We start from the raw sequence: 13,725 nt of genomic DNA, 5'->3' as shown, positions 1-13,725 counted from the left end.
TAATAAGCGCAATAAAACTGCTGTATTTTATACTAAAAAGACGGTTACCTATTTTGCTATAGGTAATGGTCTTGTAATTTGATTTAAAACTTACTGACTCCGTCTTGCAACCAAGCGTAATACTCATCGGCATCGAACATAAACCCTACAGGCTCATTAACAGTTTCGCCCTCGTGATCTATGATAGCATAGAAAGGTTGCGTATTTGTTTTAAACTTAATCGTTTGGAATTCGCTCCATTTTTGTCCGATGTACTTTAATTGTTTTCCCGGTTTTAATTGCGATTCCACAATTTCATCTTCTTCCAGTTTACGTTTATCATCAACGTACAATGAAATGAGTACTATCTCGTTTTTTAATACGTTGAGCACTCTATCGTCTACCCAAACGTTTTGTTCCATCTTACGACAGTTTACACAAGCCCATCCTGTAAAATCTAGCATAATTGGCTTGTTTACTTTCTTAGCATAAGCAACACCCTTATCGTAATCGTTAAACGCTAAAATTTGATGTGGTGCTAATAAATGTCCGCCTTCTGGTAACTCTTGTAATACCGCTGCCGAACCGCCACCAGTTTTAGAATTCCCTACACCGTAAGGAGACTCAGCATAATCTAATGGTGGTGGAAACGCACTAATAATTTTTAATGGCGCACCCCATAATCCAGGAATCATATAAATGGTAAAGGTTAAAACAATTAAACCTAAGCTTAAACGTCCTACTGAGATGTGTGTTAAAGGTGAATCGTGAGGTAATTTAATTTTACCAAAAAGATATAAGGCTAACGTACCAAATACAGCGATCCAAATCGCAATAAAGACTTCACGCTCTAAAATATGAAGTTGTAACACTAAATCGGCTTGAGATAAAAATTTAAAAGCTAATGCTAACTCTAAGAATCCAAGTACCACTTTTACTGTATTTAACCAACCACCAGATTTTGGTAGTGAATTTAACCATCCTGGGAACGCTGCAAATAAAGCAAAGGGTAATGCTATAGCTAATGAAAAACCAAACATCCCAATAATAGGTGCTATACCTCCTTTTGAAGCCGCTTCTACTAATAATGTACCGACAATGGGTCCTGTACAAGAGAAGGATACAATTGCTAATGCTAAAGCCATAAAGAAAATACCAATTAAACCACCACGGCTCGCCTGAGCATCAACTTTATTCGCCCATTTGTTAGGTAACATAATTTCGAATGCGCCCAAGAATGATAATGCAAATACTATTAATAGGATGAAGAAAATAACATTAAACCACACATTGGTTGCCAATGCATTTAAAGACTCCGCACCAAAAATAGCCGTTACTGCCGTTCCTAATACTAAATAAATAACGATAATACACAGTCCGTATATAATTGCATTTTTAATTCCTTTTGCTTTGTTTTTACTCTGTTTCGTAAAGAAACTCACTGTCATAGGAATCATTGGGAACACACACGGGGTTAACAATGCCGCAAATCCTGATAGAAACGCGATAAAGAAAATACCAAATAACCCTTTAATTTTCCCATCGTTTGACTCCGTTTTCGCTGTTGTATCTTTTAGCGCTTTACTCTTTACTGCTGGCGTTAACGTTTCTGCTTTTAGAGAACTCTCAGTTACCGCAGTTGCGTTAGTAAGATCAAATTCTAAATCTAAATATTCAGGCGGTAAACAACGTGTATCGTCGCAAACCATAAACTCGACTTCTCCTTTAACAAGAGAAAGTTCTTTGTTTAGTATTTTTATGCGCTGTCTAAAAGACGCTTTATTCGCAAAGAATTTAATACGCATATTAAAAACAGGATCGTCTATAGTAACGCCTTCTTCTTCTAATACTTTATTTATTAATTCAAAAGAATCTTCTGTATCGAATGTAAATGTTGTTGGTATTGGTCCATCTTCAGGGACGTTTTGAGAATACAAATGCCAACCGCTCTCTATAGTTGCATTGGCCACCAAAAAGTACTCGGTATCAGAAATCTTCTCAACAGAAGTGTTCCATTTTACGGGATCGTAAATTTGTGAGAAGGCATTGAAGCCGATGGCTAATGCTAAAATTAAAATAAAGTGCTTCATTTTCTTTTGTTTTAAAATGCTGTTATTTTCAGCGCTATAAACATCTTTACTATACAACATTACCTTAATAAGCAATTTGGTAATGCGACATAAAGATGCGGTTATTATTAATTTTCTGGACTAAAGATGATTTCATAAGATTTTGCATTTTTAAGTGCTCTTTTCGTGAATTCCGTCACCTCTTTTGCCGTTATTTTGTTTGCTATATTTTCAAAGTTTTTCGGATTATCCATATTATAACCTTCTCTGAAATAATTTAATAACAGTCGCATATCGTGACTATTATAGTTTTCTTGCTGTTGCTTTTCTTTTAAATAATTCGTTACCGTTTTATCTAAATCCGACTGCGTAATAACACCGTTGGCAATTTTATTTAATTCTTCATAAACGATAGCTACCAGAGTTTCTACTTTATCGGGGTTACAATCAAATTGTATCGCGATTAAGATCTCTTCTTTTGGACGTTTAGACACGTTAGCATATAAACTAACGCCATACGTTCCACCTTCCGTTTCTCTTAAAGTGGCATTATATCTTAAATTTAAAATCCCAACTAACGTTTTTGCTAGCAATTCATTTTTTAAAGAGTGTTTAAAATTATTCTTAAACGCAATTTTAACCGAACTTTTTGGATCTTCCATTTCTAATAACACTTCCTGCTTAATGGTGTTCGATTTCCATTCAGCTGTATTATCAATCCATTTTTCTTGTACTGCTGAAGTAGGAATACTTGCAACATAGTTTTCTAATAACGGTTTTAAAGCCGCTTTAGAAACATCTCCAACAATAAAGAACTCAAAATCTGAAGCATTTTTGTAACGCTCTAGATAAATATTTTTTATTTCATCAAAATTTAAATCCGCTACAAAGCTAGCATTTATCAATCGTTTTTTAGGATTATTTTCGCCATAAAGTGCAACAATTAAACGGTCTTGCATTTTAGAATTTAAATCTTCACTACGTCTTACAACATAATTCTCTAGCTGTCCTTTAAACACTTTGTAAGCATTTTCATCGAAACGCGGATTTACAAAACGCAAATATACCATTTGTAATAGAGTTTCCACATCTTTTGTGATTGCAGAACCGTAAATAGATTCTGATAAATCTAAAATCTCGATTCCTGTAGAGGCGGTTTTACCGGTAAGCACTTTATCTAAATCGGTTGCCGAATAGTCTCCTAACCCTGATTGTTGCACTACTGTATTTGCATATTTAGCAGAGGCCAAATGCGCGTCTTTTATTAATGACAATCCACCGTAGCTAATAGCTTCTAATTTAACGTCGTTTTTATTTTTATCGGCAAATTTATAGTGTACCGTTATACCGTTACTTAACTTAAAAGTTGTCGCGTCTATAGCATCGTTTCTTATTTCAGAAATAATAGATCCTGGTTTTATTTCGGCATCAGAAATTAAGGTCTTTCCTGAAAACGTATCCGAATACGCCGTTAACGTATTATCTTTCTCTACGCTACTTAAAATATCTAACGTTTGTTGTTTCGTTAAATTGTTGTCACCTTCAACACCTGTTACAATAATAAATCTATTGTTTTCAGTGTATAATGTTTTCATTTTAGTATGAATATCTTCTGTAGTCAAATTCGCAAAAATATTTTCCATAATAGGGAATTGTTTCGCGATATCAATCATTTCGATATTCTCTAAATAATTCTGCTGTATACCATAAACAATCGCTTCGTGCGATTTATCGTTCTCACGACTGATTAATGTCGTGTAGTAGTTTTCTATCTGAACAATGGTACGATCCATTTCCGCTTGCGTGAATCCAAACTTTACCGCTCTATTAATTTCTGTAACCACCGCCTTAAACGCTTCTTGTTGCTCATTCGCTTTTGGAGAAATACTTAAGGTTAATGCATTTGTTGTACGTGAATTTTTAGCATACGTAATACTTGCATTTACGAAAGGAGATTTAGGATCTTGAGACACTTCTTTAATACGATCTCTAAACATCGTCGTAATCATATTCTCTAGTAGGAAACTTTTTAAATCACTAGTCGTATTGTACGCTTTTACTTTTGGATGTCTAATACCAAACTCTATGCGTGCCGTTGTAACTTCCTTATCCTTAGCTAAGATGTAAAGGAGTTCGTCATTATCAGGAATCGTTATAACCTCACGCTTTTTAGGCTTTTTAATAGCTGGTATCTCCGAAAACAATGCTTTTATTTTAGCTTCAATTACCTTAACATCAACATCTCCTATTACAGCGATCGCTTGTAAATCTGTTCTATACCAATCGTGGTAAAAATCGCGAAGGGTTTTATATTCGAAATTTTCCACCGTATCCATTAAGCCAATAGGCATACGTTCTGCATATTTTGTATTGTTGAATAACACTGGTAAGCTCTGCTGAAAAATACGCATACTTCCCGACTGGCGTGTACGCCATTCTTCTTTAATAACACCGCGCTCAGCATCAATTTCTTCATCAGTTAACGCCAACGCATTACACCAATCGTGTAAAACAAGTAAACACGTATCTATTAATTCTGGACGCGTTGGGATATTATTCATATTATAAACCGTTTCGTCAAAAGCCGTAAACGCGTTGATGTCTTGACCAAAAACGGCCCCTTCTTTTTGAAGCGTATTTAAAACAGCTTTGCCTTCAAAATTCTCTGTTCCATTAAACGCCATATGTTCTAAAAAATGCGCTAAACCTTGTTGGTTATCGTTTTCTAAAACAGATCCTACATTCTGAATAATATAATAACTGGCCGCATTTTTAGTGACGTCCGTATCATAGATATAATAGGTTAAACCATTATCTAACACTCCTTTTTTAATTTTGGTGTTAACTGGCAATAATGGATCTTGTTGTGCATTTTGAGCAAACAATTGGAAACAAAATAAGAATAGAAATAAAGTGGTAAAATGCCGCATATTTTTTTGAGTTATGGTTTTGTTATTACTTAGTGGTATGATGCTATTTTTAAGTCTTACCCTTATACTTATTTTGCTTTTGTGATAATTTTAAGAGTTGCAACCACAAAACACGTCCAAATGTTAATGTAAAACTGTTGCTGATATACTATAGAATCACGTCATAATTGGGATGAATAGGTTTGCGTTTAACAGCAAAACGCATAAAAAAGCCAGAACAACGATAGGTTCTGGCTTTTTTTTTAAATACAAAAGAGTCTTAAGTGTGTTCTTCAACTAATTCAAACAACTATATATCTAAAGAATTAAATAGATCTTTTAAACCCTCTTCTGAAGGTCTAGGCGCATCATAACTAACAATGTTTCCTTCTTTATCTAATAAAATGAAACGTGGAATACCAAAAATGTAATAATCCGTCATAAACTTAGATTCCGTAGCATTATCTGCTAATAATTGAACGCCATCTAATGCTTTGGTTTCAATCATTTTTCTCCATTTTGCTTTATCTTTCTGATTGTCGACCGAGATACTTAAGAACGTAATGTTTTTATCTTTAAACGCCTCTTCAACTTTAGCTAAATAGGGCATCTCGTAGATACAAGGCACACACCAAGTGGCCCAAACATCTATATAAACATAACTTCCTTTAAAATCTGAAAGCGAAGAGGTCCCGCCTTTATAATTTACGTAATCGGTAAATTCTGGGGAAGGCAATCCTTTACCTAACTTAGAATTAATTTCTAATTGTTGTTCGTGCTGGGCAACCATACCCGTTTTAAACTCTTCGATTTTCTTTTTCTCGTCTGCTACAAAAGTGGAATCTAAAAGCGCTTCTTTGTTATCTAATGTCGCATAAAACGTAGTCATAAAAGCGTCTGTACGCGCGTTAAAATCGGTTTCTTCGGCACCCAGATATTCCTTATAATCTTTACCAAACAATGAACTTAAATGTCCCGTTTTAAATTTTATAAAGTTATTTTCTTCGGCACCTTTACCCTTAAAGGTTAAGGTTTCTTGAATGTTAGACGCATCGAAACTCATATTAAGATCCATATCATTTTGCAAATACACTTCAAAAACTTTATCGTAAACCGTGTTATAATTAACGGGGTTTTCTAGCTTTAAAGTATCTCTAAAGTTTCCGTTTTCGTCAACGTCTATAATAACCGACTTAGAGCTTACCGGATTAAACAAGCGCAAGTTTATGCTATCGTTAGGGTTTTCTACTGTACCATATAAAACCGCGTAGTCCTTTTTAGGCACTTCTTTATTGCACGATACCATAAGGCTAACTAGTGCAATTAGTATTAAATTTCTCATATTGAACTTTTTTTTAAATTTTAATTTGGAATTAATATCCTTGATTTTGAATAACGGTGTTATTACCTATAATAACTTGCGATGGAATTGGTAAGATAAAACGATTGGTAACTAAAGAGGGTTTTACAGTTGTCGCGTCAAGATTTCCTAATCTATCGTAACGGATAACATCGAATAAAGGCTCTCCGTTTTCATAAAAAAGCTCCAATAGTTTCTCTTGTCTTATGTCTTCTAACAATGTGTTTTGATCTACAAATGTTTTAGGGGTAATAGTAACACGATTTCTAATCTCGTTTACACTTGCTAAGGCTGCAGTTAAATCGCCACCAACACGTCTCGCTTCCGCCTCTGCGTGTACTAAGTAAATCTCGCCTAAACGCAAATGATATATCGTGTTGTTTTCTGAAGCTGCATTAGCTACAAAAGGGTATTTTGCCTGATCGTTATCACCGTGTGTGTCATCAGAATAAGCAAAACTAAATCTCGGATCGAAGTTCCCCCCTGCTCCTGCTAAATCGCCATCTGTTGCTGTTCCTACTTGCGCATCGGCAGTAGCCTTTAAGGTTTCGCTATAGGTCGTGTTTTTAATTAGTGCCATATTGCTTCCCCCTTCTGCACCTGGTCCCGCAAATGGTGCAAAAAGAACCTCGTCGCTAAGAAATCTCTTATTAAAAATTTCTGAGTATTGTGGTTCTAACATATAGTCTTCTGAGTTATTAATAACTTCGAATGCTAAGGTTGCTGCCGTATCGTAATTACCCCTATATAATTCCACCTTAGATAATAACGCTTTTGATGCTAAAGTACCGGCGTAGAAATGATCGATAAATGTAGGGCCATTAGTGACTGCAAATTCTAAATCTGATACAATTAAGGTATATACCTCTTGCACCGTGTTTCTAGGATTAGCTTCAATATCTGTTGCAAATTCTGTTCTAACCACAACGCCATAAACAGAATTTACATCGTAAAACTCACCAAAATAACGCAGTAAATTAAAGTAAGCAAAAGCACGTTGAAACTTAGCTTCGGACAACATCTCTGCTTTGCGTGTTTCTGAAATACCAATAGCATCTCCAGCTTCTAAGCCTTCAATTAAAAAGTTACTTAGGCTAATTATTTTATAATGTCCATTATACAGGTTCGCTAAAAACGGGTTGCTTACCGGTACTTCGTTGGTATTAAAACCTGTGCCTCCGCTTAAGGTTCCACTTATTCTTCCCTCATTGCCGTAGGCCGCTAAGTATAAAGGAAAAGAGTTTACATTAAATTCACGACCTAAATCATACACGCCGTTTAAAACTTGTTGTGCAGAAGTCGCGTCTCTAATAGTGTTATCTGGAGTTAATTTATTGAGGGGTTTAACGTCATCTATACTACAACTGGATACCACAACAAATAGTGATAAACACACTAAGCTTTTAAATATTCTAATATATGTTTTCATCTTTGTTTTGTTTTTTAAAATTGAAGTTGTACACCTAAAGAGAATGATTTTGATAACGGATAAGGATCTTCACTATTAGTCTGACTCGCTATATCCGAACGCTCTGAGAATGTTTCTGGATCCATGCCTGGCCACTTTGTCCAAGTAAATAAGTTCGTTGCAGAAAGCACAATACTTGCGTGATCGAAACCTAATTTGTTTAAGACTGTTTTATCGAAAGCGTAACGTAATTGCACACTTTTTAATCTTAAATAAGAGGTGTCGTATAAGTACTTATCTGAGGTTCTACTACTTTGAGAGGGATCGAAATAAAGCGCTCTTGCGTATCGTGCCTCTGGATTATCTGGGGTCCACGTATTTAAACCGTATTCGCTATATTTATTCTCCCCTAAAAGATTTAAGGATCCAAAAGGGATGTTATCCCAAGTTCTTTCTCCGCCTACTGAATACTGCATTAACGCAGTCATACTGAAATTTTTGTAGGTGAACGTATTCGAAATCCCTCCGAAAAAGTCGGGTTGAATAGTACCAATAACTGTTCTATCTTCTATTGATATCTCGCCATCACCATTTAAATCTTCATACATATAATCTCCGGCAGAGGTAGACATCTGATCATATAATCCTTCTGGTGATGCCGCATTAAGTGCATCAACCTCATCTTGCGATTGGAAAATTTTAACCACTTTATAACCTTTAATGGTTCCTACGGGTTCTCCTTCTATAAAATAATCTAATAAAAATTGATTAATATTTGAACCTTGTAATTTTACTAATTTGTTTCTGTTTAAACTCCAATTAACATTAGCAGACCACGTAAAGTTATCGTTTCTAACAATATCGCCACCTAAACTAACCTCAACCCCTTTATTTTCGATATCTATAAAATTCGACGTGTAGCGTAAGCCTCCTAATTCGTAAGGAATTGGAGTGTTAACTAAAGCGCCTTCCGTTTTACGGTTATACACATCTATTCCTCCACGTAAACGTGAGTTAAAGAATTCGTAATCTAAACCTACATTATACTCTGATGTTTCTTCCCAAGCGACCCCTTTATTTGGAAAATCGTCGCTGGGTACTACCGCAGAATTACCATTATAAATATCGTCTGAATTGGACTCTAAAAATAATTCGTAAGCATAATCTGGTAAGTTTGTAGACCCAACACGACCAGCACTTAATCTTAATTTAAGAGTATTAATAGCTTCAACATCCATCAGGAAGTTCTCGTTCATCATATTCCATCCTAAAGATAATGATGGGAAATTAGCTGATTTATTTTGAGGTCCAAATTTAGACGAGGCATCTCTCCTCCAGTTAATAGTTGCATTATATAAGTTACTGTATCGGTACGTTACACGAGATAATAAGGAATTCAATCCTGTTTCTACACGGTAATCGGTGTAAGCGCCAATAGACTCTGCCGAACTTCCGTTAATTAAAAAATCGTCGTCCGGGAAACCTACATAAAACATACTGGAATAGTCTGAATTACGACGCTCCCATGCAGCACCTGCTAAAACCGTAAAATGGTGATCTGAAAAATTAAACGCATAATCTGCCGTTAAGTTTGTTGTTAAATTAGAACTCAAGGTTTGCGTCTCACTTAATAACGATTGATTGGGAAAGATTACAAAATCTGTTTGCGCCACTTTGGGAATAAAAGAGCTGTTATCTGCATAAAAAATAGCAGCATTAATATCTGCTTTTATTTTTAAATCCTTTATAGGCTCAACTTCAAGGTATGTATTCCCAATAAAGTTATACCCTTTATTATTCGTTTTGTTTTGCAAACGCATTAATGGATTTGGTTCGTAAGTTTGAAAACCATTAGCAAAATCCGCTTGACCTAACAACTCCCCATTATCGTCATAAACAGGCAAATCTGGCCGTGCTCTAGCGATAGAACTATTTACAGTGTATTGTCCAAAAACATCTTCTTCCCCAGATTTCGTGTTAGAGTGACTGAAATTTAGTGCCCCTCCAATTTTTATATAAGTGTTTACATCTGTATCAAGAGACGACGCAAAAGTGTATTGCTTAATACCGTCTTGTCGTGTCAATCCTTCTTGGTCTATAAAGGCTAAGCTTAAAGAATAGTTGCTTTTATCACTACCTCCAGAAACGCCTATGTTAGCTTGCTTTGTAATAGCTAAACTTCTAAACACCTCATTACTCCAATCCGTATCGGCGGCTCCAAAATAATCATCTCTTAAGCCGTCGTAACTCACTTGAAACGTATTAAAATCGATATCTACATTTCCTATGTTTGCTAAATCGAAAGCAAAGAAAGGATCCATTTGCCCTGCGTTCATAGCGCTAACGGTGTTACTTATTAAAGTATCGTAAAATTGACGGTATTCTTTAGCATTCAACACATCAACCGTATTAATAGGCTGCGCTAATGTTGTAGAATACGATAAGTTAACTTTGGCATCTTGGTTACGTTTTCCTTTATTAGTTTCAATAATAATAACACCATTGGCTCCACGAGACCCATAGATAGAGGTTGCTGCCACATCTTTTAAAACATTAAAACTTTTAATATCGTTAGGGTTTAACGTTAATAATGGATTCGCTGCTCCTAAATTTGTATTATCTGAATTAAAAGGAAAACCATCGATTACAATTAAAGGTTGGTTTGACCCGGAAGACAACGGAGATGTAATCCCTCTAATATTTAAGTTTACTGGCGATCCCGGACGTCCAGAAGATTGAGACACCTGAACTCCCTTTACTAATCCTCCAAGAGCGCGATCGAATCCTACCGACCCTGTTGCAGCTTGCACCACTTGTTTGGTATCTATAGTAGAGACTGCTCCTGTAACATTTTCTTTTTTTTGTTGACCATAACCAATAATGACCACTTCGTCCAATTGACTTAAATCTTCATCCATTTCAAGATCGATAGTTAAATCTTCGCCTATTATAACTCGTTCCGTTTTATAACCTAATGAGGAAAACACTAACACTTGACCTGGTGCATCGATCGCTACTTTATATTTACCATAAAAATCACTAATAGTTCCTTTATTGGTCCCTTCTAAAATAACAGTAACACCAACCATTGGCATTCCCGTAGCATCTATAATCGTAACGGTAACTTCTAGTTGCTGCTTTTTTATTAAGACGTTGATCGCTGTTTCTGGATCCGATTTTTTTAGTACAATTTGATTACCCAGAATATGGTAAGAAATATTTAAATCATTTAAAAACTGACTTAAAACATCAACGATCTGAAGGTTATCGACATTTAAAGAGACTTTCTGGTTACTATCAAGTTCCTTACTGTTGTAAAAAAATAAAAAATCCGTCTGATTTTCAATTTGTTGTAACACTTGAGATAAGGTTACTTGATTTTCGCTTAAGGTCACTTTATTATTTTGACCGTAACTGTTATAAGCACTGACTTGCGCTAGGCTTAAAAACAAAAAGAGGAGTGTGAATTTCATCTTTAAGTGGGATTGGTTCAAAATGCAAGATATCACATTTTTAATTCGTTGTTTTTTCATAAGTTTACATCGATTTAATTGGTTAACAATGGAGATTGATTACTGGTTATTTATGGGGAAGATGTTGACGCATCTTCCTTTTTTTTTAAATTTTTTAATTAGGTTTTGTAATGGTAACTACGCCGTTTTTCAGCGTATAATTAAATGCTTTGTACGTCTGAAATGTATTTAATACCTGCTCTATAGTTTCGGTAGTAAAAGTCGCAGTAATGATAATAGTATTTAAAGCAGCGTAATTATTATGAATCGTTACGTTAAACTTACGCTCTAACTTATTTGTAATCACACCAAAAGAATCATCTATAAAAACAAGCTTTCCTTTTACCCAAGCCACATATTTTTCTGTGTTAATTGTTTCGGTCTCTAACCTGTTGTTATTAAAATACACACGTTGGTTAGGACTTAAAATTACAGAATTATTGCCTGTTAATTTATTATGTGCCGCCACTTTACCTTCCATTAAAACAGTGTAGGTTTTATGGTCTTCACTATAAGACGTTACATTAAACGCGGTACCTAATACTTCAACATCCATATCTTGAGTGTTTACTATAAACGGGTGCATTTTATCTTTTGCTACCTTAAAAAAAGCTTCACCATCTAAAAATACCGTTCTCTTTTTTTCGCCCTTAATAAAACGCACGGGGTACGTTAACTCAGACCCTGCATTTAAGGTTACTTTAGAACCGTCAGATAATGTTATTCCAAACGTTTTTCCATACGGTACTATTAAGGTATTATAACTTAAAAGCTCTTCGGCGTTCTCAGTATTCGTATACACCAATTGGTTGTCTTTTTGTTCAGACACTTTTTTACCCGAGGCATTTAAAATAACCGTTTCCACATCATTTTTCACAACTTGAATCGTTCCATCTTCCAATTGTAATGTTATTTCTGGTGCTACTTTTACACTTGTAATAGTACTCGTCGCCGTATAATCGTAAACCGAATACCCAAGAAAAGACAACCCAATTAAAATGGCAGCGTATTTCAATACATTAACGAGACCTTTAGATTTCGTAGACGTTGTTTTATCTATCTTTGCACTTACCTTTTTAAAAGCTTTAACCTCATCAATAGTAATATGAGTGGCATTCAAATCATTATTCAACAATAAAAATTGCTTGAATTTTTTTTGATTTTTTGGTTTTACTAACCAGATTTTCAATACTTCTAATTCTTTTGGAGAGATAGAGTCGTTGATATATTTAACAATTATATGTTTCAATTTTTTTGCTTAATTTATAACTATGATGCTGTATTCGTTATTTACCCTTAAAAAATTTAACTTTATTTTTTAATATTGTTAACTTCGGCACCAATTTTATTCACTTTTAATGGACGATAAAAGTCTAATAACACAAATTAGAAAAGGTAATACGTTAGCTTTTAAGCAGCTTTTTGACATGCACTACCGTCCGTTATGCGTTTATGCGATAAATTTTACCAATAGTAAAGACACGGCCGAAGAAATTGTTCAAATTGTTTTTGTCGATTTCTGGAACAAACGCGATATAATAAACGTGCACACCTCTTTAAAGAGCTATTTGTACAAAATGGCGTACCATCAATTTTTAATGTCGCTGCGTAAAAAGAACAAAGAAACGACGGTTCTTGAAGAATTAAAATATAAATTACTACAGGACAACAACTCACCAACAGCCCAAGAATTAGAACATAAATACACGCGTTTACAGTCCATTATCAACGACTTACCCGAACGCTGTCAAGATGTGTTGAAGCTAAAAATGGAAGGCTTAAAATACAAAGAGATTGCAGAAACGCTTAATTTATCTGTAAAAACGGTAGAATCCCAAATGCGAATTGCCTTCATTAAAATTAGAGACGCCTACAAAGATGACTTCGTGCTCTTTTTAACTCTTATTGACAATTAAAAAATGAAACGCGAGGCTTTAAATCCCTTCTATATCGCAAAAAATTAGTTCTGAAACGGTAAAGGCAATCTTCAACTGTTTACTTACAAAACACTAATCCACCTACCTAATCTTTCAACGCAAAAACAGAAGCGTTTAGAGCCCAATTTAGAAGTGTCAAAAATATAGAACTTTTGCTTTTTAGACGGACTACTCTTTTTGCTTAATCCTAAAATCCTACAACTTTTGCACTTGATCCGTAACAGTTAGGAATGCTCCCAAATGGCGTTACTCTGGATCAAACGTAAAACTTGGGGAGAAACTTTATCTTTGACAAAAACAGATTAGATCTTGGATATAAAATTAGCACAGTATTTGTTACCGGAAGGCGTTATGGATTATTTTGAAATTGTAGACCATAAATCATCAGAAGGTAAGGTTCATTTTTACCTAGAAGAAAAGAACGTGCTGCCCAAGGAGTACCAATCAGAATTAGCGCAATCCAAAGGCTTCTTGCCTGAGATAACCGTTGAAGATTTCCCTTTAAGAGGCAAATCGGTACTGCTCCATATAAAGCGTAGACGATGGACTCT

Annotated in this window: 8 protein-coding genes; 2 read left to right on the top strand and 6 right to left on the bottom strand. The window is 35.0% G+C overall.

Annotated features, from left to right (window positions below; translation table 11 throughout):
- Positions 1–83: 83 nt before the first annotated feature.
- The 6 genes from ES677_RS08830 to ES677_RS08805 form a co-directional block, all read right to left on the bottom strand.
- Positions 84–2,069: a protein-disulfide reductase DsbD family protein gene (locus ES677_RS08830; RefSeq protein WP_148381046.1), complete on the bottom strand. Its 1,986-nt coding sequence runs from the start codon at positions 2,067–2,069 to the stop codon at positions 84–86.
- 107 nt (positions 2,070–2,176) lie between these two features.
- Entirely contained in the window at positions 2,177–4,978 is a 2,802-nt protein-coding gene (locus tag ES677_RS08825) for a M16 family metallopeptidase (protein WP_148368519.1), read from the bottom strand.
- Positions 4,979–5,267: 289 nt separating this feature from the next.
- A complete protein-coding gene (locus tag ES677_RS08820) occupies positions 5,268–6,299 on the bottom strand; it encodes a TlpA family protein disulfide reductase (protein ID WP_148381045.1) in 1,032 nt (343 codons plus the stop codon).
- A 31-nt stretch (positions 6,300–6,330) separates the two neighbouring features.
- On the bottom strand, positions 6,331–7,746 hold the full coding sequence (locus ES677_RS08815) for a RagB/SusD family nutrient uptake outer membrane protein (protein WP_148368521.1): 1,416 nt from the start codon (positions 7,744–7,746) through the stop codon (positions 6,331–6,333).
- Between the two features lie 14 nt (positions 7,747–7,760).
- Entirely contained in the window at positions 7,761–11,198 is a 3,438-nt protein-coding gene (locus tag ES677_RS08810) for a TonB-dependent receptor (RefSeq protein WP_246124412.1), read from the bottom strand.
- A gap of 154 nt (positions 11,199–11,352) precedes the next feature.
- Positions 11,353–12,486, bottom strand: a complete 1,134-nt coding sequence (locus ES677_RS08805) for a FecR family protein (protein WP_148381043.1) — start codon at positions 12,484–12,486, stop codon at positions 11,353–11,355.
- 109 nt (positions 12,487–12,595) lie between these two features.
- Here ES677_RS08805 and ES677_RS08800 point away from each other — a divergent pair, with 109 nt between their 5' ends.
- Positions 12,596–13,153 (top strand): RNA polymerase sigma factor, encoded by a 558-nt coding sequence (locus ES677_RS08800; protein ID WP_148381042.1) that lies wholly within the window; start codon positions 12,596–12,598, stop codon positions 13,151–13,153.
- Between the two features lie 330 nt (positions 13,154–13,483).
- Positions 13,484–13,725, top strand: a 242-nt coding sequence (locus tag ES677_RS08795; protein WP_148380069.1) for an ISAon1 family transposase N-terminal region protein, incomplete at its 3' end; no start/stop codon positions are given.

It is taken from the genome of Bizionia gelidisalsuginis, assembly GCF_008086185.1.
In the GTDB taxonomy this organism is placed as follows: Bacteria; Bacteroidota; Bacteroidia; order Flavobacteriales; family Flavobacteriaceae; genus Bizionia; species Bizionia saleffrena.
This window is presented reverse-complemented; position numbering and strand designations above follow the sequence as displayed.

What these genes read in the sequence shown, in the direction of transcription:
- ES677_RS08815 (WP_148368521.1), bottom strand. Translation starts at nt 7,746, where the DNA reads ATGAAAACATATATTAGAATATTTAAAAGCTTAGTGTGTTTATCACTA.
- ES677_RS08820 (WP_148381045.1), bottom strand. Translation starts at nt 6,299, where the DNA reads ATGAGAAATTTAATACTAATTGCACTAGTTAGCCTTATGGTATCGTGC.
- ES677_RS08810 (WP_246124412.1), bottom strand. Translation starts at nt 11,198, where the DNA reads ATGAAATTCACACTCCTCTTTTTGTTTTTAAGCCTAGCGCAAGTCAGT.
- ES677_RS08830 (WP_148381046.1), bottom strand. Translation starts at nt 2,069, where the DNA reads ATGAAGCACTTTATTTTAATTTTAGCATTAGCCATCGGCTTCAATGCC.
- ES677_RS08800 (WP_148381042.1), top strand. Translation starts at nt 12,596, where the DNA reads ATGGACGATAAAAGTCTAATAACACAAATTAGAAAAGGTAATACGTTA.
- ES677_RS08825 (WP_148368519.1), bottom strand. Translation starts at nt 4,978, where the DNA reads ATGCGGCATTTTACCACTTTATTTCTATTCTTATTTTGTTTCCAATTG.